The sequence below is a fragment of the Bacillus sp. FSL W8-0640 genome (assembly GCF_038007725.1).
In the GTDB taxonomy this organism is placed as follows: Bacteria; Bacillota; Bacilli; order Bacillales; family Bacillaceae_G; genus Bacillus_A; species Bacillus_A cereus.
This window is the reverse complement of the sequence record NZ_JBBOXT010000001.1, coordinates 584,018-609,120: the sequence shown is the minus strand read 5'-3', so window position 1 is coordinate 609,120 and position 25,103 is coordinate 584,018. Positions and strand designations below refer to the sequence as shown.

Here is a 25,103-nt window from a genome sequence, read left to right as displayed (position 1 = left end):
ATTAAAGTTTATAGAAAATCATTCTCCTACTTTCCTTATTTCCACTCGTTTAATTTGATGCATATCCTTTTCAAGGACTTTAAAATAAAAACCGTGTTTCTCAATAATATCTCCTTCAGCAACGATTTGTTTTTGTACCATAATCCAGCCACCAATTGTATCTACATCATCAGCAATTAAATGTATGCCAAGCAAATCATTTACTTCACTAATAAGCACTTTTCCCTCTACGATTTTATAGCCTTCACTTACATGCTCTATAGGTGGATTCTCATCTTCATCGTATTCATCTCGAATTTCTCCAACAATTTCTTCTAAAATATCTTCTAGTGTAACAATCCCTGCTGTACCACCATATTCATCATACAATACAGCTAATGGAATGTGTTTTCTTTGCATTTGTAATAGTAAATCATGAATTGGAATATTTTCTAGCACTTCAATAACTGGCCTTGTATATGGCATAATCGAGCACTCCTCGTCCCGATTACCATCCATATAACGAATAAATAAATCTTTTACATTAACCATCCCAATAATTTCATCTTTATCTTCACCAAATACAGGATATCTCGTGTACTTTTCTTGCGCGATTACTTTAATATGTGTTTCAAATGGTTCGTCCTCATATAAGCCTACAACTTCCGTACGAGGTACCATAATTTCTTTTGCTACTCTATTATCAAATTCAAAAATATTATTTACATATTTAAATTCCCTTTGGTTAATCTCTCCGCTCTCATAGCTCTCAGATAAGATTAACCTTAATTCTTCTTCTGAATGAGCTACTTCATGTTCAGAAGCTGGATGTAATCCGAATAAACCAGTTACAACCCTCGCTGAACCATTCAAAGCCCAAATAAACGGATACATAACTCGGTAAAAATAAATAAGTGGTTTCGATAACAATAAGCTAACTTGTTCTGCTTTTTGTATAGCAAATGTCTTTGGAGCAAGTTCCCCAATGACAACATGTAAAAATGTAATTACTGCAAAGGCAATAATAAATGAAACTGTACTGGAAATTGTAGGTGAGAATTGCAATTTTAAAAACAACGGCTCGAGTAAATGTTTAATGGTTGGTTCCCCTAACCACCCGAGCCCTAAAGCAGTAATTGTAATACCTAGCTGACAGGCCGATAAATATTCATCTAAATTTGTAGTTACCTTTTTAGCGGCCAGTGCACCTCGTCTTTTTTCGCTAACGAGTTGATCAATACGACTGCTACGTACCTTAATAATTGCAAATTCAACAGCCACAAAAAATGCTGTTAACCCAATAAGAATGACTACCATCAATAATTTTAAAATATCCACATATGCTCTTTAGCTTTCTTAGCTAAAGTTACACCTCCTTTTAAAAAGAAGTTTCACTTTAGTTTCTTCAATTATTGGAAAGCAACTCTATATAAAATCCACCAATTTTCAAACCTCATACAATTCTAAAGGTAAACCATCAGGGTCTTGGAAAAAGACGAATTTCTTCCCCGTTATTTCATCAATACGGATCGGTTCGATCTCAACACCACATTGATTTAAATGCTTCACAGCTTCTTCTATATTTGTAACAGCAAATGCTAAATGTCTAAGACCGGCTGCTTCTGGAAAACTTTTGCGCTCAGGCGGATTTGGAAATGAAAATAATTCGATTTGATACTCTTCTCCTACACATAAATCTAATTTATAAGAATCTCGTTCCTTTCTATATACTTCATTCATTTCTTTAAACCCTAATATTCTAGTATAAAAATACTTTGACGTCTCATAATTCGAACAAATAATTGCAACGTGATGCACTCTACATATATTCATACTCTCTCTATTCCTTTCTTTACCAAAGATGCATATTCTCCCTTGAAATGAAAAACATATATAGCAGAATATCTCTTTTAGGGGGCTTACCATGAAATTCATTACTTTTTTCGTCGGATTAATTGTTGTTTTCTTGCTCGCTTATATTGCTAGCAATAATAAGAAGCATATTAAATTTAAACCAATTTTTATCATGCTTATTATACAGTTAATTTTAACCTATTTACTATTAAATACAGAAATCGGCCTCATACTTATTAGAATCATTTCCAGTTTGTTTACAAAGCTACTCGAGTATGCTGCTAATGGAATAAATTTCGTATTTGGTGGTCTTGCAAATAAAGGTGAAATGCCATTTTTCCTTACTGTATTATTACCAATCGTCTTTATTTCTGTTTTAATTGGTATATTACAACATTTCAAAATACTACCATTTTTCATTCGTTGGATCGGGTACTTTCTTAGTAAAATAAATGGTCTTGGGAAATTAGAATCTTACAACGCTATCGCTTCTGCCATTGTCGGCCAATCAGAAGTTTTTATTACAGTGAAAAAGCAATTAGCTCAAATTCCAAAACACCGTCTTTATACACTTTGTGCCTCCGCTATGTCAACCGTATCTATGTCTATCGTAGGTGCCTATATGACAATGATTGAACCTAAGTATGTAGTAACTGCACTCGTTCTCAATTTATTTAGCGGTTTTATTATCGTACTCATCATTAACCCTTACGACGTTAAAGATGACGAAGATATTTTAGAAATCAAAGGTGAAAAACAAAGCTTTTTTGAAATGCTTGGAGAATATATTCTTGATGGTTTTCGTGTAGCCATTGTTGTCGGCGCTATGCTCATCGGATTTGTCGCATTAATTAGTTGTATTAATGACTTGTTCCTCATTATATTCGGTATTACGTTCCAACAATTAATTGGCTACGTATTTGCACCTATCGCATTCCTTATCGGTGTACCAAGCTCTGAAATTGTAGCAGCTGGTAGCATTATGGCAACGAAGCTTGTAACGAATGAATTTGTCGCAATGATGGACCTTAGTAAAATTTCTAATAGCCTTTCTCCCCGTACAGTTGGTATTATTTCTGTTTTCCTTGTATCTTTTGCCAATTTTTCTTCCATTGGTATTATTTCAGGTGCGGTAAAAGGACTAAACGAAGAACAAGGAAACGTTGTTGCGAGGTTTGGCCTTAAATTACTATATGGAGCTACTCTCGTTAGTATTTTATCTGCAATTATCGTAAGCATTATGTTGTAATTAGGTAAAATTTTATCATTTTCTTATCCCTATCTTTTGTATACAATAACGAATAGGTGTCTTATAAAGTGAAACTTTAATCAGAGTGGGGCTATCCCCACTCTGATTATTAGCCTTCATCAATCGGGTATTTACGGGCAGTTATCTCCCACCTAACTTCATTGTATTCACTGGACTTTGAGGTGGGCGTTTTACTGCTCGTTAATACCGGATAAATAATCAAGACATCTATTTTTTATACATGTACAATCGCTTTTATTTAGCGTAAAATATTTTTTATGTGTTTGAATACACTTCTAAATGTATACACTTTGATAGTTTTAAAGGAGAAAAAATGATGAAATCCGACACGAACAACGATACGCGAGCCAAAAAAGGACGCTCAAAGAAAAAACGCCTACTTTGGTTCCTTCTTATTCCATTACTAATTGTAGCACTTGGAGCAGGAGGCTACTCCTTCCATATATACAGTAAAGCAAAGTCCGTCTTAAATAATGCTTATGCTGAACTAGGTCGAGGAGAAAAGTCCAGTAAACGTGAAAAAGCTGTTAAACCTATGACCGACAACATTTCCGTACTAATTATGGGTGTTGATGAAAGTGATATTAGGGAAAAAGATTATGGAAAAGCAACTCGAACAGATGCGTTATTACTTGCAACAATTAATAAAAACGATAAATCCGTTAAACTTGTAAGCATTCCACGTGACTCACGCGTCTACATTAAATCACGTGATAAATACGATAAAATCACACATGCGCACGTATTCGGTGGTGTAGACAGCACAATTGATACGGTAGAGAACTTTTTAGATGTTCCAGTTGATTATTATGTAAAATTCAATTTTAAATCCTTTATTAAAATTGTTGATTCTCTTGGTGGCATTACTGTGGACGTTCCAGTTGAATTCACAGAGCAAAATAGTAAAGATGAAGCAGATGCAATTCATCTAAAAAAAGGACGTCAACATTTAAATGGAGAAGAGGCACTGGCACTAGCTAGAACTCGTCACATCGATAGTGATTATATGCGTGGCCAACGACAACAGCTTGTATTAGAGGCCATTGCTGAAAAGGCACTATCTCTTAATTCCATTAATAAAATCGGTGGCCTACTAGACGCTGTCGATAAAGACTTAAAAACCAATTTAACTTTTGATGATATGATGACAATTACAAAAAATTCAATGGATTCAAATTTAAAGATGGAAAAAATGCAAGTAGAAGGTACAGATAAATATATAGGTGGTATTTATTATTACGTGCCAAATGAAAAAAGCGTCGATACTATTTCAACTACCCTTCAAAAACATCTCGGTGTTACGAATAAAAATGAACATAAAAAATTATAATAAAAAGGCTGCTAGATCATTCTAGACAGCCTTTTTATTATATTTTTCAACATATTTTTCATACACATTGTGACAAGAAGTGACAATTATTACAGCGATGTAACATTTTTTATGAAAACATTACACACACAGTGAAAATAATAGTATACTAGTACGTACATAATGTTATTTTCATCATTTTTATACAAAAAATGTAATACATATATTTATACATAAATTTCTGGGGGGAAATAAATGAAGCTAAGTAAAATACTGATTGGTTCTGCAATTGCTGGGGGCATATTACTTTGTGTAGGCGGTGTTGGGGGATATCAATATGTATCCAAATTAAATAATCAATTAGATACTACTGCATTACCAAATACTACATTTGAAGGTATTTCTCTCGATGGAAAAAATAAGAAAGATATTCAAGCAATTATTAATCAAAGGGTAACTGAATTAGATCAAAAATCCCTTACCTACATATTCCAAAACGATAAACAAACTTACACATGGAAAGATTTAGGGGTAAATTATAAAGAGAAAGATATTATTGACAAAATCTTCAAAGAACAAGAAGGAAACGTAATGAATCGTTACAAAATGCGCAAGCAAGCTGAAAACGGTGAATTAAAACGTGACTATAAATTAACACCACAATTAAATGCAACAGCTTATGAAACCTTTATAAAAGATAAATATAATGAAACATTAAAAAATCCTGTTAATGCAGAATTAAGCATTGAAGGCTCAACAGTAAATGTTAGTCAAAGCCAAAACGGAGAAAAAATTGATAAAGGAAAACTAAACAGTTTAACAAACGAAGCTATTACTACTGGTAAATCAGATGTTACATTACCAGTTACATTCATAAAACCAGAACGTTCTACAGAAGATATACAGAAAATGGGTATTAAAGAAGTCATTGCTGAATATTCTACTCCAATGGCTGGCCGTAACGGAAATCAATCATTTAACGTAAATAAGTCAGCTAATACTTTAAGTGGGGTTATTGTGGCACCTGATGAAACATTTAGTTTTAACGGCCGCGTTGGCGTAACTGATGCTGCACATGGTTACAAATCTGCAGCAGTATATTCACAAGGTAAAGTAATACAAAGTGCAGGCGGAGGAGTTTGCCAAGTCAGTAGTACTTTATACAGCGCCGCTTTAAGGGCTGATTTAGGAATTGTTTCTCGAAGCAATCATTCTATGCCAGTAAATTATTTACCACTTGGGCAAGATGCAGCAGTAGCAGATTATGGTCCAGATTTAAAATTTAAAAATAATACAGGCAATCATATTTATATTCAAGCATTTTCAAATGGAGGTAGTATTACTACACGCATTTTCGGTACAAATACTGGTAAAAATGTTGAAGTGTCTTCTCAAGTAATTAGTAGGACTAGTGATAAAATCACAGCGGTTACGTATAAAAAAGTAACACAAAACGGGGAAGTAATATCAAATGGACAAATTTCAAAAAGTGTATATAAAAGCGCCCCAAAAGAATAGATAATATCAACCGAATAACATAAAGAAAAAGGCGTGATTAAATCACGCCTTTTTCTTTTGCAGTAATAGTAAAAAAGTTTCAAGATGATCTTTCGTTTCTTCTAAAGACCACATACGATTTCCTTGCTTCGCAGCTAATACACACGCCTCTTCCCACGCGTTCTTTTTCTTCATATTTATTAATTCATCACGTAATTTCAAAACAATTTCTTCGTCTTCTTGTTCAATAAACTCTTCCATCACGCTTACTATTTCATCCTCATGAATACTTAACGTACAGTACGATTTAAGAAAGTATTGTAATGTCGTATACATAATGTACTCCCCCTTCTTATTTATCAGATGGATAAGAAGTAATAATCTTAAACCCTAATTCCCCTGACTTATCTCTTGCTAAAACAGTAACAGTTTTTACCAACTTGTCTTTTACACTCATATTTTTCTTTATTACCGTTTTTCCAACAGGGAATGAATGAGTTGTATTTACTACGAGACGAGCCTCTTTAGAATTTTTTAACCAATCTTGAATTTCTTTGTCATGTTGCTTCAAGCTATCTTTTACAGCTTTCGTCGCTGTTTCTTTATCATAGTATGTACTTGCGGCTGACACTTTATCTGTCTTCAAGCGATTCTTCAAATCCTCTTCTGACTTGCCTACATGTCTTTCAATCGTATGACCATTTTTAGGTGGTCCTTCCATTTCATCTAAAATATTATCACTAATTTTTTCTACCGATGTAGCTTGATTACCTGTCTGTTTCTCTGTTTTTTGTTCTTTTCCTGCACATCCACTTAAGATCAGCATTAATGCCAATAAACTACTGAAGAAAAGACTACTTATTCGTTTCATCATATCACCTCTTCCATGATTATTATCGCAACTTCACTAAAAGTCAATTTCACAACGAAAAAATCTATCAGTTTTCATTTTTTTCATCTATTTTTCCATATTTACCCGCGCAATTTCATCAACCCTCTATTTTTCGCCTTTTATAATATATACCCCCTATATTTTATAATTATTTCCCGAATAAAATCACCAATAATATAATTATAAAACCCTTTTATAAAAAGGGTTTTATACTATTTTTCAAAACGATTTAAAATACCCCTATTTTTATATACCTAATACCTATATAAGGTATCAGGATCCCTTCTTATCAACGTTTTTCTACATTATGTAAATTTCCCCTTGCCTATACAATCGAAATATGGTGTAATGCAAAAAAAGATAAAGGATTTTAAACAATGGCTGAAACGATTCAAAATTTCTTAATAGAATACTATTCAATCGCAATTCCACTTAGTATCTTAATTAACATCATCATTAGTCTTTTAGGTGTTATTCCTAGCATCTTTTTAACCGCCATTAATATACAGCTCTTCGGTGTAACAAATGGCACAATCATTTCGATCGCAGGTGAGGCCTTAGGGGCTATTATCTCGTTTTATATTTACCGCCTGGGCCTTCAAAAGTTCACTCACGATAAAGTAAATAAGTACCCAAAGGTAGAGCGTCTTCTTTATGTAGAAGGTAGAGAGGCCTTTCTACTCGTTCTATCGTTTCGATTGATACCTTTCATCCCATCAAGTATCGTGACTTTATTTGCAGCTCTAGGGAAAATGTCATTACTCTCCTTCAGTATTGCCAGTACAATAGGTAAAATACCGGCCTTATTGATTGAAGTATATTCGGCATACCAAGTCATGAACGGAACAAATGAAGCGAAGTGGGTTGTAACAATCGCAGGCGTTATTGGATTGTTTTATTTGTGGAAAAAATGGAGAAAAAAATAAAGAAGGAGCCTATGCTCCTTCTTTATTTTTGAGGTATTTTATTACTAGCTCTTCCTTAAAGCCTTAGTTTACACCAACAGCACTAAATGATTGCTTAACTGCTGCTACTTCAGCAGAATTTGCACCATATAAGTCTGCAGCAGCTTGTACTGCACCAGCACGAGCTTGACTAAATGTAGTAGATTGCGTGAAATACTGTGTATTTGCACGGTAGTAAATCGCACCTAATTTATCTTTACCGATACCAGTTACAGTTACACCATAATGCGTACCACCATTTGCTAATAAATAAGCTTGTTTATTAATAATACCGCTGTTTGTATGAACACCACCGTTATCACTTGAACCAGTGTAACGCTTAGAATAATGGTCTGGATCACCATACTTCGTAGGATCACTCATAGAGCGAAGTGCGTCTCCTGCTTTACCAGGTGTGTAAATATCTTCACCAATCTCCCAATCCGGGTTACGGTTATCATAGAATTCTACTAAAGTACCAAAGATATCAGAAATCGCTTCATTTAAAGCCCCAGATTCATTTTGATAAATTAGATTTGAACTATTTTCCGTAACAGCATGCGTTAACTCGTGACCAATTACATCAATTCCACCAGATAATGAAGTAAACGTTACACCATCACCATCTCCGTATACCATCTGTGATCCGTTCCAGAATGCATTGTTATAATTACTTCCGTAATGAACTGTCGATTTTAACGGTGCTCCTGCATCATTAATAGAATTTCTATTAAACGTAGCTTTATAGTAATCATATGTTTTACCTGCATAGTAATGAGCATCTACTGCTGCTGCATCATACGCTGCATTGAAAACATTATCTGCATCTGCCCATAATGTTCCTGGTAATGTTGAACGGTTTTTCGCATCATATGTGAAAATCGTTGCCCCGCGTGTATTATCTTGTAAGTAGTAAGATGATCCAGATAACGTTGTATTAAGCGACTTCGTATCTCCTAATACACCTTTACCAGTTCCTACTTTATTCGTTCCTGTTACAGGCTTTACAACAGCTTTCGCATCCTGTTTAGGAGCCTCTTGCTTAACTGGTGACTTATCATCATTCGTCACATGATCAATTGTATTAAACTTATTTAATACTTTACCGCTGTCTGCCTCAATGAAATAGTAGTAGTTTCCTGGGCTTGGATCTAAGAAGTTTAGATTTACAACATATGCATATGTTGTTTCCTCACCGTTTTGATATACATATAAGTCCGCTTTTGGTTCTACTTCATATTTCGGTGTTACCCCTAAATCTTGCTGCGCGATTTCAATTGCTTTTGCGCCTTCAATCTTATTTTTATTTTTCAACTTTTCCTTTTTGTCTAAATCAGGTGCAACTGTTCCAGACAATACTTTTAAGGAACCGTCTTTACTTACGTGAGCTACTTGAGTAGAACCCCATACAGGCACTCCTTCGTAAACTTGTTGCATACGTACTACTGTTGAATCAGTTACAGCATCTTTCTTCACTTGTTTCACTTTGAAAGAATCTTGTGCACTCTTTTCCCCTAGCTTGTAATCACCTTTTGCTGCGTTTAAGTAATCAAACACAACAGATTCTGCTTTCTTGCCAGTTGCTTCAGTTAGATCACCAGAAATAAACTCAGGTGACTGCACCGTCTCATTGTACTTCTTCGTAGAGAGCACATTTTTAGAATCCGCAAATGCAGAGCCTGTCCCTCCAAACGTTGTAACTGCCATTCCTGTCGCTAACACTAATGCTAAACTTTTCTTTTTCATGAACCTTCCCCCTAATAAAAATTTTTTTTGAAAAAGAGTAGTTTCATATTAGCATTATGTTTCCACTATTAATATACTAAAAATTCAAATAATTTTTTTCTCAAGTTTTGTAGAATTTTGAGGAACAAATATTGAAAAACCCCTTTCCTGTTGGAAAGGGGTTTCTGTTAAGAATTTATTAATTCTACTACTTTTTCTCCTTGACCATAAATATCCGATGTCCAAGCATATTGCGGTTCCAATACCACTAATACAGCTACCAAAGCCAAAGCACCAATAATTATTTTTTTCATATTATTTTCCTCCCTTTTCTTCTAATAAATTAATTGCTAATTTATAGTAGTTATTACTTTCCTTAAATTCTAGTAATTCCTCGTGATATCCTGCTAGTTCTAAATACACCATTTTTAATTCCTTTTTATTTTCTTCGCCTCTAAAAAATGGGATTGCCTCAACTTCTAAAAATCTTTTATAAACATCTTTCGTTTCAAAGTATTTATTCTTAAGCATTGAAAGTATATATAGCATACTTTTATACTTTTCATCCCTCTTGGCAACATCTATCCCTTTATTAATCCAATCTTTCGCTTCTTCAAATTCTTTTAATTCAATACACTGCAAAGCAATCTCATACACTGCATCAATATAATTTAAATCCTCTTCCTTTTTGTACTTTAGGCATTGTAAATAATAATCTTTTGCTTTTGCATAATCTTTTAAGTTATAGTACAAAAAGCCTAAATTATTTAAAGCAATAGCTGTTATACTTTCTTTATCAGCAAAAGAATTTGCTTCCCTCAAAATATTATTATAAATAGATAGTGCTTCATTATATTGCTTTTTTTGTATATAACTCAACGCAATAAGTAACTGGCAATTTATCACATAACGGAATTTATATTCATTCTTAAATCCTTCCATTGCTACATTAGCAAAATGTAAAGTCATATGTTCAACTTCTAATTCATTATAAACAAGAGCTAAATTGAAATATATTCCATTCTCATGATAACCTTGTTCCTTTGCCATTACTTCTGTTCGAGTCAAATACTCCAATGCCTTCTTATATCTATGTTGTAAAAAATAATATAACCCTTTGCTATACGTATATAATAATTTTTGGAATGGTGAATACTTTTTGTACATCTTCTTTAAGCTCTCTAACTCTTTTTCGACAGCAGGAAAATCCCTTTTCATAATTAAATAACGTGTATACAGCAGTTTATAATAATTTATAATTTCAAAATCCAACACATGCTTCATTTCACCTTGCAACTCTTCATATATACGTTCTACTTGTTGCTTGTCTAAATGAACTAGTGCATTCAACCATTCATCCAGCTTCCCCTTCACATCTTCTTCTACATCCCTCAAATCCGTCACGGCAATTTCTAATCTTGCGCAGAGCAATTGTAGAATTTCTTCTGATGCTTCAATCTTTCCATTTTCAATCTTACTTAAGTATGAGACAGAACAAATGCCCTGACATAATTCTTCTTGTGTCATTTTTTGCTGTAGCCGTTTATAAAAGACTTGTTTGCCTATTTTTTCTAATGTTTGTTGCATTGTCCTCCTCCATTCTCATTACCCCCATTACTCTAATAATACATAAAATTTGGAGAAATATAAATTGATAAATATAAATTTTCTAAAAAATATGCATAATTTCATTTTTTTCTCTCTTGACTTCACATCAATATCTCTTCTTTGCTACGAATGGTGAAAAATTGGTATACTATAACCAAATTATGGAGGTGTTCTCGCGATGACTCATTATAAAGACGATAGTTATGCCTTACATACAGACCTATATCAAATCAACATGGCTTATACATATTGGAAAGATGGTATTCATAATCGCCGTTCTGTTTTTGATTTATATTTTCGAAAGCTTCCATTTGAGAACGGCTACGCTGTTTTTGCTGGCCTTGAGAAAATTGTAGAGTACATAGAAAATTTCAGTTTTACTGAAAGCGATATCGCTTATTTAGCAGAATTACAATTTGAAGAAGAATTCCTTCATTATTTACAAAATATGAAATTCACTGGGACGATTCGCAGTATGCAAGAAGGCGAAGTTGTATTTAATAACGAACCTTTATTACGTGTTGATGCACCACTTGGTGAAGCACAAATTATTGAGACTGCCCTCTTAAATATTGTGAATTACCAAACATTAATTGCCACAAAAGCAGCACGTATGAAACATGCTGCAAGTAATGATGAGCTTTTAGAGTTCGGCACAAGACGTGCCCATGAGTTCGATGCTGCCCTTTGGGGGACGCGTGCTGCCTTTATTGGTGGTTTCTCCTCTACAAGCAACGTTCGTGCTGGGAAACGCTTTGAGATTCCTGTAGCTGGCACACACGCTCACTCTTTCGTTCAAGCATATCGCGATGAATACGTCGCGTTTAAAAAATACGCTGAAACTCATAAAAAGTGCGTCTTTCTCGTTGATACATATGACACATTGAAATCTGGTGTTCCAAATGCGATTCGTGTTGCAAAAGAATTTGGGGATCGTATTGATTTCTATGGCATACGTCTTGATAGTGGTGATATGGCTTATTTATCGAAAAAGGCACGAAAACTATTAGATGAAGCAGGGTTTACAAATACAAAAATTATCGCTTCTAGCGATTTAGATGAATACACAATTATGCACCTTAAATCTCAAGGAGCAAAAATTGACGTATGGGGCGTTGGGACAAAATTAATTACGTCCTTTGAGCAACCTGCATTGGGGGCTGTTTACAAACTAGTTGCGATTGAAGATACTGACGGAAAATTAAATGATACGATTAAAATTTCATCTAACCCTGAAAAAATTACCACTCCAGGACTGAAACGAATTTATCGTATTATCAATCGGGTAAACGATCATGCAGAAGGCGATTATATTGCATTAGATTCTGAAGAACCTGGAAAAGAAGAGCGCTTAAAAATGTTCCATCCAGTTCACACATATATAAGTAAATTCGTAACAAACTTTGAAGCCCGTGAACTGCATAAAGATATTTTCGTTAACGGTGAAAGAACATATGAACTACCAAGTATATTAGATATTCAAAAATATAATGAACAGAGTCTCTCTCTATTTTGGGAAGAATATATGCGAACTTTAAATCCTGAAGAATACCCTGTCGATTTAAGCCAAGAGTGCTGGGATCATAAAATGAATTACATTCAAACAGTTCGAGAACAAGTCGAAAAAAACATACAAAAGTAAACAGAGAAGTTTCCCCTTCTCTGTTTTTTCAATACTATATGGATATTTGTAAAAAATATATTAAAAGAATAAGACGAATGTATTTTATTTGTAAATTTCAATATAACGCTATTTAAAAGTAAAATAATATTTGGTATTATTTTATTGAGTCAATTTCAACAAAATCACCAATAAAAAAGAGGACGCGGGTCGCGTCCTCTTTTTTATAAATCTTTCACTCTTAATACACGCATTGCATTTAACACTGCAAGTAGTGTCACACCAACATCTGAGAAAACAGCTTCCCACATTGTTGCAATACCAAAAGCACCAAGTAATAAAACGATCCCTTTTACACCTAGAGCAAAGATGATATTTTGCCACACTATACTTCTTGTACGTTTTGCAATTTTTACAGCTGTCGCAATTTTTGAAGGCTCATCAGTCATAATAACGATGTCTGCCGCTTCAATTGCTGCATCTGATCCTAAACCACCCATCGCAATACCAACGTCTGCACGGGCTAATACTGGTGTATCGTTAATACCGTCACCAACGAAGGCAATTTTTTCTTTTCCGTGCTTCGCTGCATCAATTTTTTCAATCTCTTCTACTTTTTGTTGTGGTAGTAATTCCGCACGAACTTCATCTAAGCCTAATTCTTTACCGACAGCTTCACCAACTGGTTTTGCATCACCAGTTAACATTACTGTCTTTTTAATACCTAGTTCTTTTAACTTTTGAATCGCTTGTTTCGAATCCTCTTTTACCTCATCAGAGATAACAATATAACCTGCATATCTTCCATCTACAGCAACGTGAACTAATGTACCTACTGTTTCTGGTTGCTTAAATTCAATATTTTCTTTTCTCATTAATTTTGCATTACCTGCAAAAATTTCTTTTCCTTGTACTTTTACGACTGTACCGTGACCAGAAATTTCGTTATAATCATCGATTATTTTTTCATCAATTGATTTTCCATATGCCTTTCGAATAGATTGGGCAATTGGATGGTTAGAATATACTTCAGCAAATGCCGCATACTCTAATAACTCTTCACTTGTAGTACCTTCGCTCGGTTCCATTTTTGTAACTTTGAAAACACCTTTTGTTAATGTTCCTGTTTTGTCAAAAACAATATATTTTACATCATTTAAAGCTTCTAAATAGTTACTACCTTTTACTAACACACCACTTTTAGATGCACCACCGATACCTCCAAAGAATCCAAGAGGAATGGATACAACTAACGCACATGGACAAGAGATTACTAAGAACACTAAAGCTCTATAAATCCACTCAGAGAATGTAGCTCCTTCTAAAATAAGTGGTGGAATAAACGCCATGATCGCCGCTGTAATAACTACAACTGGAGTGTAGTAACGTGCAAACTTCGTAATAAAGTTTTCCGTTGGTGCTTTTTTACTGCTTGCATTTTGAACTAAATCTAAAATTTTCGATACAGTGGATTCACCGAATTCTTTTGTAACTTCAATTGTCAACACACCATTTTGGTTCACAAAGCCACTTAATACATCATTTCCAACTTCTACTTCACGTGGTACAGATTCACCTGTTAATGCTGAAGTATCTACCATTGATGTTCCTTCAATTACTTTTCCGTCTAACGGCACTTTCTCACCTGGCTTAACGATAATATAATCGCCAATTTGTACATCTTCTGGTGATACTTGCTTCGTTTCATTTCCAACCTTTACATTCGCATAATCAGGACGAATATCCATTAATGAAGTAATTGATTTTCGGGAGCGGTTTACCGCAATACTTTGGAATAGTTCTCCTACTTGATAAAATAGCATTACTGCTACAGCTTCAGAATATTGTTGAATTGCAAAAGCTCCTACAGTTGCAATTGCCATTAAGAAGTTTTCATCAAATACTTGGCCACGAGTTATGTTTCTTATCGCTCTCCAAACGATATCTCCACCTATTAATAAATAAGCAAGGACGAATAACGGAATTGTTACCATTTGTGGTAAGCCCGCTAATGCAGCAATTGCTGTCAAAATTCCGCCGACCACTAATCTCCCTACCATCTTTTTCACATTTGCTTCACCATGATCGTGACTATGTCCGTGGTCATGACCGTTCTTCTCTTCACGAACAACTTTCACATCTGGTTCTAACTTTTGAACGACATTTGTTATATTTGCTACAGTCGCTTCTAGTTCTCTTTTATTCGCAACTTCTACTCGTAATTTCTTCGATACGAAATCAACAGTTGCTTCTGAGACAGCTGGCATTTCCTTCACTTTATTTTCAATTTTCATTGCACAGTTCGCGCAATCTAAACCTTCTAATATAAATACTTCTTTAGCAATTTTATTTTTTTGTTCTTCTTGAACTTTAATATGCGGTTCTAATTTTGTAACGAGTTGTTTTGCTTCCGTAACAACTTCGTTTTCTTTATTTTGTGCTGTTTCTAAGATCATTGTCTTTGTTGCGAAGTTTACAGAACAAGAATTTACTCCTTCTATATTCCCAACACCTTTTTCAATTTTCATTGCACAGTTCGCACAATCTAAACCTTCTAACATCAGTTTCTTTTTCACCAATGCTTCAGCCATCGTTCTCCCTCCTCGCGTTCTTTTATTCTTCTTCGTTTACGTGTTCAAACGCTTGCTCGAAGATATGAATTACGTGCTGGTCAGCTAACGAATAATAAACAACCTTTCCTTCTTTACGATTCTTCACAAGTTTCGCTTGCTTTAACACACGAAGCTGATGCGAAATAGATGATTGTGTCATTCCTAATAAATAAGCTAAATCACAAACGCACATTTCAGCTTCAAATAGCGCATGTAATATTCTCGTACGTGTACGGTCACCTAATACTTTAAATAGTTCTGCTACTTTACTTAAACTTTCATCAGTTGGAATTGTTTGTTTTACTTGCTCTACAACTTCTTCATGAATTATCGTTTGAGAACATGTCTCTTGTAGTGTTTCTACTTTATTTCCAGCCATTATAGCTCACCTCTTTAATTGAACATATGAACAATCATTCATATATCTTATACTCTTATTATATGAGCGCCCACTCATATGTGTCAATGAAATCTGAATTTTTTTTATGAACATTCCGTTCACATTTTAATAAGTCGTATACATATTTTCCGCACTCTCTATATTCTCATACAAAAAAGGATGCACAATTCGCACACCCCTTTTTACTTACTTTTCATTTTTCACCGCATCCACAATTAAAGAAACAAATCCTAAATGATTATCCCGATTTCTATGGTCAAAACGTTTCGAACGATAAATAAATCCATCTTTCTCATTCCAATCATTATAGTGAAACTTACCATTCTCATCACAGTATTCTAAGAGCCTTACTTGAAAACCTGCTGATTCAAACATGGACGTGATTGTTTTATAGCTATGAACAATTTTATGACTTGCTGCAGGATGATCTAATGGACCAGGTCCACCTACTTGTACCCCTTGCTGATATTCTTCATCTGGAAAAAATGCATCTGGTACTGCACAACGAATATATCCATTCTCCATTAAAAACTCATAACAAATTTTTGCAGCTTCAATTCCTTCTTCATATGATAAATGCTCCCATACATGTTCTGCCAAAATTACTGATAAAGAATTAGGTTGAAATTTATCAAGCCAAGTTTCTCTCCGTAATAAATTTAATTCTTCTTCATTCGTATGTAACCAACCAGGGTTATTATTATAACCCTCTGCTCCAACAACAACTTTTGCTTCTTCCATTTCGCTCCCACCCTTTTTTCATATTCCGACAGAAAAATTCGACAAAATAATATACATTCCCTTTATTTCAACAAAAGAAAAAGCCTTGCGCGCTCCCTAGACGCACAAGGCTTACTGTGTTTATATCCCTTTAATTAGCTTGTTCTAAATTATCCTGCGAACTTCCATCGTCTTTTAAATGACTATGTTTTTTCGAATAAACAAAGTATACAACTACTCCGATTGCTAACCAAGCACCGAAGTACATCCATGTTTTTAATGGTAGGTTTACCATTAAGAATAGACAACATGCAATTGAAATAATCGGCAAGATCGGTACAAGTGGTACCATAAATCCACGTTGTAATTTTGGATGTGTTTTACGAAGAATAATAACTGACACACCAACCATCGCAAATGTTAACAACGCTCCAATATTCGCTAAATTCGACAATTCTTTCAAATCGATAAATCCAGCAATTAAAGCACTACCAATTCCTGTTAACCAAACTGTAAATGTTGGTGCTTCTGTCTTTTTATTAATTTTCGCGAAAGATTCTGGCAATAAACCGTCACGGCTCATAGCGAAGAATACACGTGTCGTTGCATAAATGTAAGCAAAAATTACTGCCATAATACCAATTACAGCTCCAATTGCGATTATACCAGCTACTTTATCTTGTCCTACAACTTCTAACACATACGCCATCGCTTCCGGTACATCTAGCTCTTTATATGAAACCATACCCGTCATAACGAGACAAACTACAACATAAATGATTGTACAAATGACTAACGAAGCGATAATACCAATCGGTAGATCACGTTGCGGATTTTTTACTTCTTCAGCAGAAGTTGCTAATGCATCAAATCCTAAGAAAGCAAAGAATACTGCTGCTCCCCCCGCGAAAACTCCACTTAAACCATACGGTGCAAATGGTATCCAGTTTTCTGGTTTCACGTAGAATACACCAACTGCAATGAATAAAACAACGATACCAATTTTAATTAATACCATTATGTTATTCACTCGTTTACTTTCTTTCGTACCTCTTGATAATAACCAAGTTATAACTAATGTAACGATAACTGCTGGTAAATTCACTATACCACCTTGAGACGGAATCGTTAGCAGTGCTTTTGGAATTTCAAGCCCTAATCCACTCACTAAGTTATGGAAGTAACCAGTCCATCCGCCAGCTACTGCGGCAGTCGTTACAACATATACGGATAGTAATGTCCATCCCATTAAATGAGCTACAAACTCACCAATTGTTGCATATGAGTATGTGTACACACTACCTGAAACAGGAAGTGTAGAAGCAACCTCTGCGTAACATAATGCTGCAAATCCACAAACGATGGCTGCAATCATGAATGAAAAAATAACTGCTGGACCAGCATCTCTTGCTGCTACTAATCCAGTTAATACTAGAACTCCTGTACCAATTATCGCACCAATCCCTAGCATTGTTAGGTCAAATGCCCCTAGCGTTTTCGTCAAAGTTTTACTTTTACTTTCCCCTAACAATTGCGTAACGGATTTCTTTTTAAATAGGTTGGCCACGATGTATGCCCCCTTTTGCCAAGAAGAGCTAAGAGATCTTCACTCTTAGCTCTTATCATGTTGTTTTATATATTGTTCGATTTTGTTTTGTATAATGCTTCTATTAGCAAGATACTGTTTCTGCTTCTAATAATTCTTTAGCACCTTTGTACTCTACACCGTGAGCTTCTGCAACTGCTTCGAATGTTACATAGCCATCTAATGTGTTAATACCTTTTAGTAATGCAGTGTTACCTAGGCAAGCTTCTTTGTAGCCTTTGTTAGCAATTTGTACTGCATATGGTACTGTTACGTTTGTTAATGCAAGAGTTGATGTACGTGGAACCGCACCTGGCATGTTTGCAACTGCATAATGAACAACGCCGTGTTTTTCATAAGTTGGGTTATCATGAGTTGTAATACGATCAGTTGTTTCGAAAATACCACCTTGGTCAATCGCGATATCTACAACAACAGAACCTGGTTCCATTGATTTAATCATTTCTTCTGTTACAAGTTTTGGAGCTTTTGCACCTGGGATTAATACTGCACCGATTACAAGATCAGACTCTTTAACAGCTTCTGCAATATTGTAAGGATTAGACATTAAAGTTTTTACTTGGTTTCCGAAAATGTCATCTAATTGACGAAGACGTTCTGCACTTAAGTCGATGATTGTTACATCCGCACCTAGTCCAACTGCAATTTTAGCAGCATTTGTACCAGCTTGTCCACCACCGATGATTGTTACTTTACCACGTTTAACCCCTGGAACACCTGCAAGTAAGATACCTTTACCGCCTTTGTTTTTCTCAAGGAATTGTGCACCAATTTGTGCAGCCATACGACCAGCTACTTCACTCATAGGTGCAAGTAATGGTAATGAACGGTTTTCTAATTGTACTGTTTCATATGCGATAGAAACAACTTTTTTCTCGATTAAAGCTTTTGTTAATTCTGGCTCTGGAGCTAAGTGTAAGTATGTGAATAAGATTAAGCCTTCACTGAAGTGTTTGTATTCGCTTTCAATTGGTTCCTTAACTTTCATAACCATTTCCATGTTCCAAGCTTCTTCAGCTGTATCAACAATTTTTGCTCCCGCTTCAACATACTGAGCGTCTGTGAAACCAGACCCTAAACCTGCACCCTTTTGAATGAATACTTCGTGATTGTTACGAATTAAATGTACAACACCTGCTGGTGTCATTGCCACACGGTTTTCGTTGTTTTTAATTTCTGCTGGTACCCCAATACGCATAATGAAATGCCCCCTTATAATTAACAGAAAAAAGAGATTCTTTTTTCTTTTTGTAATAATTAATAACTTATGTCCTTATTCTAGCATAACTTAAAAGTTATGAAAACGCTAACATACCATTTTCCTAAAGTTTTTATATTTAGAATAGTGTAAATATATAAAACATTGATTCTATTAGGGGTTTCGTGTCATTTCATTATCTTTCACTCTATTTTTATTATACTGCTTCAAAATAAACAGCAATCATTTATTATTTGACAATAATGTAACAATGTAAGAAACCTAAGCGATAACGTATACATATACAGTTATTACTTTACTCAATACTTTAGAGATATATTCTTTTCACAAAAAAACAGCTGCTAGCATTTAGCCAGCAGCTGGGTAACTTATAAATAACTTAGAAAATAAATCATCTGTCGTTTCAGTAATTTTATCAAACAGATCACTTTCTTCCGCTTCTTGCTCTTTTAACATCTTAATTGTTTCACGTGCATCTTCAGGGTAATCGGTTATGATACCATCTACGTTCAACTTATAATATGCCTTTAAATTTTCCATATCATTTACTGTCCATACGTAAATTGGTTTGTTTAACTTCCTTGCTTCTTTTACTAATTTCTTATTTAACATATATTCTTCTGCTACGTAAAAGTCAGCCTTCACATTCTTTAAGTTAGCTCTACTTGCATACAATATATACCCTACTTTTATATCTGGATTTGCACGCTTAAACTCTTTAATAAGTGGATAGTGTAACGTTTGAATTACACATTGCTTCTCAAATTCATTATCTTTAATCGTTTTTAAGACTTTGTTTACAAAATCTTTTTCGCCCCCATGAAGCTTCACTTCTATATTAAGTTTGATTTTGCCATTTGCTAGCTTAATGATTTCATCAAGTGTACTTATTTGTCCTGAAAGTCCATCTTGACTAAGGGTAAGTTGCCTTAACTCCGCCATCGTTAAATCTGACACATGCACATTGGCATTTGCGAGACGTTTCAGCTTCAAATCATGTATAACCGCTAGTTCACCGTCTTTCGTTTGTAATACATCTATTTCAGCGTAGTCTGCTTTTGCATCAATAGCACCTTGCACAGCTTCTTTCGTATTTTCTACGCCTTTTGATATATACCCGCGGTGCGCCATAATAATCGGTTCTTTATACGAATTTGAAATAAACGTTACAATGAAGGCAACGACCATTCCGGCAGTAATAATTCCTACAATGTATACGCCAATGAATTTCCAACGATGTTTTTGAAAAAAACATTTATCTGCTTTCGTTTTCGAATAATCTAATCCTTCTTCTAATAAAACATCCTCAACCGGTACCTTTTGTAAGTATAATCGCGTAATCGCCATAATATAAAATGGCGTCACGATAAAGCTGAATAAATACAATGTGCTCGTTAAAAATACAGAAATCGTTGATTCAGCTAATAATGCAAATGTTCCTTTCGGGTTTGTAAATTCATAAACACCCCATAGGCACAATAAATATATTCCCAAAAACACGACATATACAATTCCAATTGAAATAAAAAACCCTACTAAAAAGAATAGTACTTTAAAAAAGCTTTCCTTTACTAAAGTTGCACTTTTACGTGCTGCCACGCGAAATGGTTTTTGCTCTAAAACAACAATAGGTAGAACGAAAATCCATCGAAGATTCAAATACGCGACTACAGCAAAGAACGTGTAATAACCAACTTGTCCCATCGTTGTCTTAAACAGTTCTCCTGTAATAAAGTTAGGAATTTGAATTTGCGGGATTAATGCTGTTTCATATCCCATATTTAAAAGAGGCAACAATACGACAGCATATAAAATAAATCCTGGTAAGCAATATGTAAAAAGAGTAGGTAAATACGTTACCGTTTTATATAAAATCGGACGTAATTTCACCTTCTGTCTTTTATGAGCGAAATACGAAATAATAATAAGCACCGCAAATTCTGTAAAGATAAGAAACAGTGCTAACAATGATAAAATTACGATTGCTAAGATGCCATAAGGCGTCTTTAAAAACGCTAATAATTCATCATTTGTCGCATTTGCATAACCACCAAAATACAATAACTTATTAAAAATGATTCCAAATAGTGGAACAAACACAATCGCTGCTAATAATTTATAAGCAAGTTGAAAAGTTAATACATTCCAAAAAGCAAATTTAACTGTTTGAAAGGAATGTCCTATTACTCCTGGTATAGATAGTTTTTTACGGTGTTGCATATATTCCTCCACATTCTAAAACGATATTTGAGATGGATTCCATATTTCCAGTTCTAATCCATCTTTTTAATAATAATATATTCCGCTTAACATGAACACTCTTATACATATAATGAAAAAAGTGATGGCTACTTCCCATCACTTTTTCATTTATTCTATTTTTTCTCTAGCCCTTGTCCAAATGCTTTCAAGAAGCTAAAACCGAATGTAATAGCTCTATTGATATCTGGATCTTTTAATACTTTAAAGAAATCCATCACTTTTGTTTTTTTACCACTATTTAATTCATCTGTTGCAAATTGCAATCCTGTAACTAAACTGGACGTAATTTGCTTCGTTATTTCTGGGTCAACTGAAGATAACGCTTCTCCTGCCCCCATCATATTGTTGAGTGCATTTTTAACTGGTTCACGATTTAATTGCTCCACAGCGATTTTTGAAACATCTTCCTTCGCAGCAAGTAAACTAATCGCTGCATCTAATATACCAGCCTTCTGCAACTGTGCTAAAAGCTGCATCGTTTCTTCTACTGCTTCACGATTATTAGATAGCTCATTTAGAAGTTCATCTGCTAATTGCTGTTTCTGTTCTTCCTCTGTTACAACTTTCTTTTTAATTATAGTAATTTCTTTCGCCACTATCTCCGCCCCCTAGTCCACAAGTGATACGTATTGTTTTCTTTGCCATTTTTGCTCGATTTCAACACCGTTTTGCGGATTACGCTTTTTATCTCTCGGGTTTGAAGATGGTAACGGACGATTCCCTTTTTCACGTAATACACGCATCTTTACCATCGTTTGTTTATACGCTGGTGTACACGTATAAAGATCTGTCGCCGTTCCAGTTAAAATATTGATTGCCTCTTCATTTACCGTTGCATGCATCGGTAAATATAGCTCTTTCCCCGTTACACGATCTGTAACAAGTGCCTGTACTTTAATTTTCCCAAATGGTGATGCTAATTCTACAAGGCCACCATCTTTCACATTGCGCTCTAGGGCAAGTTCAGGCGAGATTTCAACGAACACTTCAGATACTTTAGATAAAATACCAGCCGATTTATTCGTCATATTCCCTTCGTGGAAATGTTCTAACATACGTCCATTATTTAAAAGTAAATCATACTCATCTGGCGCTACAACTGGTGGTACCCATTCATCTAATGATAGACGAGCTAGTTTATCCGGGAAGTTAAATCCATGCACATATAATAGCGGTGTATCGCTACCATCATGGCTACCCCAACATAAACTATTCCATCCTTCTAAACGATCGTATGTTGCCTGAGAATATAAAGGTGCAAGCGATGCAATTTCATCCATGATTTCACTTGGACTTTCATAATTCCAGTCCCCGCCAAGTGCACGAGCTACTTTTTGTAAAATCCACCAGTCTGGCTTTGAATCACCAAGCGGCTTCAATACTTCATATAATCTTTGAATACGGCGCTCTGTATTCGTAAATGTTCCCTCTTTTTCTAAGCTTGGTGCTGCCGGTAAAATAACATCAGCAAAACGAGCTGTTTTCGATAAGAACATATCTTGAACAACAAGGAAATCTAAATTCGCTAAAATATGTTGTACATGGTTGGCATTCGAATCTACTAAAGCCATTTCTTCACCCATAACATACATACCACGCAGTTTTCCTTCATCTGCCGCAAGTAACATTGCAATATTATTTAAACCTGGTGCTTTCGGAATTGTAGTACCGTATGCTTTTTCAAATTTCGCACGGAGCGCATCATCTGAAACCGCTTGGTAACCTGGAAGCCAGTTTGGTAATGTTGCCATATCACAAGCGCCTTGTACGTTATTATGTCCGCGTAATGGATATGCTCCTGCACCAGGACGACGATAGTTACCCGTAACAAGCAATAGATTTGAAATTGCTGCTGAAGTTGTACTTCCTCCAGTATTTTGAGTTACACCCATTCCCCAAAGTACACAAGTACCATCTGCTTCATATACCATACGAGCCATTTCTTTCAGATTTTCTTTCGAAATCCCCGTAATTTCTTCTGTATAATCAAGCGTATACTTTTCTACCATTTTGCTATATTCATCAAAATTCTTCACATTTTCAGCTATGAACTTTTTATCGTGCCAATCTTGATCAATAATATATTTCGTAATACCAGCGAGCCATACGTAATCAGTTCCTTGGCGCGGATGAATGAATAAATCCGCACGCTCTGCCATTTCATGTTTACGAAGGTCTGCCACAATTAATTTTTGGTCATGTAATTTATGAGCACGTTTTACACGCGTTGCAAGTACAGGATGTCCTTCTGTTGGATTTGCTCCAACGATAATGACAAGGCCTGCTTCCGCAATATCTTTCACTGTTCCAGCGTCCCCGCCCATACCGACAGTTTTAAATAAACCGTCTGTTGCTGGAGATTGACAATAACGGGAACAATTGTCTACATTATTCGTTCCATATATTTGACGGGCTAGTTTTTGCATAAGATAATTTTCTTCATTCGTTACTTTCGAAGAAGAAATAAATCCAAATGCATCACTTCCATATTCTGATTTAATATGCTGCATATTGGATGCAACAACTTCCAGAGCCTCTTCCCATGAAGCTTCAACAAACGTATCTCCTTGGCGAATTAATGGCTTTGTAATACGATCTTCACTGTTTACAAAATCCCATCCAAATTTGCCTTTTACACATGTGGAAATACCGTTAACCGGCGCATCTGAAACAGGCTGCACTTTCAAAATGTGGCGGTCTTTCGTCCATACTTCAAATGAACAACCTACACCACAAAATGTACAAACTGTTTTTGTTTTATTCACTTTCGTCTTACGCATCGCAGCCTCTACTTCTGAAACTGCTAAAATACTACTATATCCCGGCTCTACATCCTTTACAAAATCAATCATCGGATCTAACACATCCGGTTTCAATCCTGTCATGAATCCAGCTTCACCCAGCATTGTTTTTTCCATTAACGCATTACATGGACATACTGTTACACACTGCCCACAACTTACACAAGATGAGTCATTTATACTTACACCATTGTCCCATATAACACGTGGACGGTCTAAGCTCCAATCAATCGATATAGTTTCATTCACTTGTAAGTTTTGACATACTTCTACACACTGCCCACAAGCAATACATTGATTTGGATCATATCGATAAAATGGATGTGACATATCCACTTCACACGCACTTACTTTTGGCTCATACGGATATTTCTGTTCCTCAATTCCCATCATATGTACTGTATTATGGACTTTACAGTTACCATTATTGTTATCACAAACGGTACAATACAATAGATGATTTTCTAATATTCGATCCATTGCCTCAGTCTGTGCCTCTTTTGCACGCTGGGACTGTCTTTCGATATGCATACCGTTCTCTAATTTCGTTGAACAAGCACGCAATAACTTTCCATTTACTTCTACAATACACGTATCACAAGTTTGAATTGGATCTACTTCTGGTACATGACAAATTTGAGGATGTTCCAAATTACTCTCGTTAAATAATTGTAGTATCGTCTTTTCACCTGATGCAGAAAATTCTTTACCATCGACGGTTACACGGACTGTCTGTTCTGCCATAGTTTCCCCTCTCCTTACAACCAACTGTACAACACAATTA

General features: G+C 35.1%; 20 protein-coding genes. 5 read left to right on the top strand and 15 right to left on the bottom strand.

Translation table 11 applies throughout. From position 1 onward, the window contains the following. Positions 1-18 precede the first annotated feature (18 nt). Both N2V80_RS03115 and gloA2 read right to left on the bottom strand, forming a co-directional pair. Positions 19-1,317: a hemolysin family protein gene (locus tag N2V80_RS03115; RefSeq protein WP_061655584.1), complete on the bottom strand. Its 1,299-nt coding sequence runs from the start codon at positions 1,315-1,317 to the stop codon at positions 19-21. 108 nt (positions 1,318-1,425) lie between these two features. After that, positions 1,426-1,812 carry an SMU1112c/YaeR family gloxylase I-like metalloprotein gene (gloA2, locus tag N2V80_RS03110; RefSeq protein WP_001017684.1) on the bottom strand — a complete coding sequence of 129 codons (387 nt, stop codon included), beginning with the start codon at positions 1,810-1,812 and terminating at the stop codon, positions 1,426-1,428. 91 nt (positions 1,813-1,903) lie between these two features. Between gloA2 and N2V80_RS03105 the strand changes: the two genes are divergently transcribed. The 3 genes from N2V80_RS03105 to N2V80_RS03095 all read left to right on the top strand — a co-directional run bounded on the left by N2V80_RS03105 (position 1,904) and on the right by N2V80_RS03095 (position 5,930). Next, positions 1,904-3,082: a NupC/NupG family nucleoside CNT transporter gene (locus tag N2V80_RS03105; RefSeq protein WP_000668870.1), complete on the top strand. Its 1,179-nt coding sequence runs from the start codon at positions 1,904-1,906 to the stop codon at positions 3,080-3,082. 334 nt (positions 3,083-3,416) lie between these two features. Next, positions 3,417-4,433: an LCP family protein gene (locus N2V80_RS03100; RefSeq protein WP_001986019.1), complete on the top strand. Its 1,017-nt coding sequence runs from the start codon at positions 3,417-3,419 to the stop codon at positions 4,431-4,433. A 234-nt stretch (positions 4,434-4,667) separates the two neighbouring features. After that, the gene (locus N2V80_RS03095; RefSeq protein ID WP_000777362.1) at positions 4,668-5,930 is read left to right on the top strand and encodes a VanW family protein; all 1,263 of its coding nucleotides are present in this window, start codon (positions 4,668-4,670) and stop codon (positions 5,928-5,930) included. A 42-nt stretch (positions 5,931-5,972) separates the two neighbouring features. On the opposite strand, the gene N2V80_RS03090 is transcribed toward N2V80_RS03095, so the two are convergent. Together N2V80_RS03090 and N2V80_RS03085 are read right to left on the bottom strand one after the other, a co-directional pair. Next, the gene (locus tag N2V80_RS03090) at positions 5,973-6,245 is read right to left on the bottom strand and encodes a hypothetical protein (protein WP_000288803.1); all 273 of its coding nucleotides are present in this window, start codon (positions 6,243-6,245) and stop codon (positions 5,973-5,975) included. A gap of 16 nt (positions 6,246-6,261) precedes the next feature. Beyond that, positions 6,262-6,780 (bottom strand): RNase A-like domain-containing lipoprotein, encoded by a 519-nt coding sequence (locus N2V80_RS03085; RefSeq protein ID WP_000822695.1) that lies wholly within the window; start codon positions 6,778-6,780, stop codon positions 6,262-6,264. Between the two features lie 398 nt (positions 6,781-7,178). On the opposite strand from N2V80_RS03085, the gene N2V80_RS03080 reads away from it, so the two are divergent. After that, positions 7,179-7,727, top strand: a complete 549-nt coding sequence (locus N2V80_RS03080) for a TVP38/TMEM64 family protein (RefSeq protein ID WP_000852189.1) — start codon at positions 7,179-7,181, stop codon at positions 7,725-7,727. 63 nt (positions 7,728-7,790) lie between these two features. Here N2V80_RS03080 and N2V80_RS03075 read toward each other — a convergent pair whose 3' ends face one another. The 3 genes from N2V80_RS03075 to N2V80_RS03065 form a co-directional block, all read right to left on the bottom strand. Then, entirely contained in the window at positions 7,791-9,491 is a 1,701-nt protein-coding gene (locus N2V80_RS03075; protein ID WP_000730369.1) for a M4 family metallopeptidase, read from the bottom strand. 167 nt (positions 9,492-9,658) lie between these two features. Beyond that, entirely contained in the window at positions 9,659-9,784 is a 126-nt protein-coding gene (locus N2V80_RS03070; protein ID WP_000720172.1) for an NprX family peptide pheromone, read from the bottom strand. A gap of 1 nt (position 9,785) precedes the next feature. Further along, entirely contained in the window at positions 9,786-11,057 is a 1,272-nt protein-coding gene (locus tag N2V80_RS03065) for a helix-turn-helix domain-containing protein (protein WP_001187937.1), read from the bottom strand. A gap of 199 nt (positions 11,058-11,256) precedes the next feature. On the opposite strand from N2V80_RS03065, the gene N2V80_RS03060 reads away from it, so the two are divergent. Then, positions 11,257-12,720, top strand: a complete 1,464-nt coding sequence (locus N2V80_RS03060) for a nicotinate phosphoribosyltransferase (RefSeq protein ID WP_061655583.1) — start codon at positions 11,257-11,259, stop codon at positions 12,718-12,720. Between the two features lie 203 nt (positions 12,721-12,923). On the opposite strand, the gene N2V80_RS03055 is transcribed toward N2V80_RS03060, so the two are convergent. The 8 genes from N2V80_RS03055 to fdhF all read right to left on the bottom strand — a co-directional run bounded on the left by N2V80_RS03055 (position 12,924) and on the right by fdhF (position 25,063). Beyond that, positions 12,924-15,290 (bottom strand): heavy metal translocating P-type ATPase, encoded by a 2,367-nt coding sequence (locus N2V80_RS03055; protein ID WP_000796562.1) that lies wholly within the window; start codon positions 15,288-15,290, stop codon positions 12,924-12,926. A 22-nt stretch (positions 15,291-15,312) separates the two neighbouring features. Beyond that, entirely contained in the window at positions 15,313-15,690 is a 378-nt protein-coding gene (locus tag N2V80_RS03050) for an ArsR/SmtB family transcription factor (RefSeq protein ID WP_000918375.1), read from the bottom strand. A 207-nt stretch (positions 15,691-15,897) separates the two neighbouring features. Further along, positions 15,898-16,452, bottom strand: a complete 555-nt coding sequence (locus tag N2V80_RS03045) for a class I SAM-dependent methyltransferase (RefSeq protein WP_000390572.1) — start codon at positions 16,450-16,452, stop codon at positions 15,898-15,900. Between the two features lie 130 nt (positions 16,453-16,582). Further along, a complete protein-coding gene (locus tag N2V80_RS03040; protein WP_001284887.1) occupies positions 16,583-17,998 on the bottom strand; it encodes an amino acid permease in 1,416 nt (471 codons plus the stop codon). 103 nt (positions 17,999-18,101) lie between these two features. Then, positions 18,102-19,235 carry an alanine dehydrogenase gene (ald, locus tag N2V80_RS03035; protein ID WP_001219744.1) on the bottom strand — a complete coding sequence of 378 codons (1,134 nt, stop codon included), beginning with the start codon at positions 19,233-19,235 and terminating at the stop codon, positions 18,102-18,104. Positions 19,236-19,604: 369 nt separating this feature from the next. Next, entirely contained in the window at positions 19,605-21,476 is a 1,872-nt protein-coding gene (locus N2V80_RS03030; RefSeq protein ID WP_001164700.1) for a glycerophosphodiester phosphodiesterase, read from the bottom strand. Positions 21,477-21,631: 155 nt separating this feature from the next. Continuing rightward, complete coding sequence (locus tag N2V80_RS03025) at positions 21,632-22,114, bottom strand: DUF1641 domain-containing protein (RefSeq protein ID WP_001040507.1); 483 nt, start codon at positions 22,112-22,114, stop codon at positions 21,632-21,634. Positions 22,115-22,126: 12 nt separating this feature from the next. After that, entirely contained in the window at positions 22,127-25,063 is a 2,937-nt protein-coding gene (fdhF, locus tag N2V80_RS03020) for a formate dehydrogenase subunit alpha (RefSeq protein ID WP_000840676.1), read from the bottom strand. Positions 25,064-25,103: the final 40 nt, after the last annotated feature.

Coding starts and splice junctions, on each gene's coding strand:
- N2V80_RS03105 (WP_000668870.1), top strand. CDS start 1,904: ATGAAATTCATTACTTTTTTCGTCGGATTAATTGTTGTTTTCTTGCTC.
- N2V80_RS03060 (WP_061655583.1), top strand. CDS start 11,257: ATGACTCATTATAAAGACGATAGTTATGCCTTACATACAGACCTATAT.
- N2V80_RS03095 (WP_000777362.1), top strand. CDS start 4,668: ATGAAGCTAAGTAAAATACTGATTGGTTCTGCAATTGCTGGGGGCATA.
- gloA2 (WP_001017684.1), bottom strand. CDS start 1,812: ATGAATATATGTAGAGTGCATCACGTTGCAATTATTTGTTCGAATTAT.
- N2V80_RS03075 (WP_000730369.1), bottom strand. CDS start 9,491: ATGAAAAAGAAAAGTTTAGCATTAGTGTTAGCGACAGGAATGGCAGTT.
- N2V80_RS03065 (WP_001187937.1), bottom strand. CDS start 11,057: ATGCAACAAACATTAGAAAAAATAGGCAAACAAGTCTTTTATAAACGG.
- N2V80_RS03070 (WP_000720172.1), bottom strand. CDS start 9,784: ATGAAAAAAATAATTATTGGTGCTTTGGCTTTGGTAGCTGTATTAGTG.
- fdhF (WP_000840676.1), bottom strand. CDS start 25,063: ATGGCAGAACAGACAGTCCGTGTAACCGTCGATGGTAAAGAATTTTCT.
- ald (WP_001219744.1), bottom strand. CDS start 19,235: ATGCGTATTGGGGTACCAGCAGAAATTAAAAACAACGAAAACCGTGTG.
- N2V80_RS03030 (WP_001164700.1), bottom strand. CDS start 21,476: ATGCAACACCGTAAAAAACTATCTATACCAGGAGTAATAGGACATTCC.
- N2V80_RS03050 (WP_000918375.1), bottom strand. CDS start 15,690: ATGGCTGGAAATAAAGTAGAAACACTACAAGAGACATGTTCTCAAACG.
- N2V80_RS03090 (WP_000288803.1), bottom strand. CDS start 6,245: ATGTATACGACATTACAATACTTTCTTAAATCGTACTGTACGTTAAGT.
- N2V80_RS03080 (WP_000852189.1), top strand. CDS start 7,179: ATGGCTGAAACGATTCAAAATTTCTTAATAGAATACTATTCAATCGCA.
- N2V80_RS03055 (WP_000796562.1), bottom strand. CDS start 15,290: ATGGCTGAAGCATTGGTGAAAAAGAAACTGATGTTAGAAGGTTTAGAT.
- N2V80_RS03085 (WP_000822695.1), bottom strand. CDS start 6,780: ATGAAACGAATAAGTAGTCTTTTCTTCAGTAGTTTATTGGCATTAATG.
- N2V80_RS03100 (WP_001986019.1), top strand. CDS start 3,417: ATGATGAAATCCGACACGAACAACGATACGCGAGCCAAAAAAGGACGC.
- N2V80_RS03045 (WP_000390572.1), bottom strand. CDS start 16,452: ATGGAAGAAGCAAAAGTTGTTGTTGGAGCAGAGGGTTATAATAATAAC.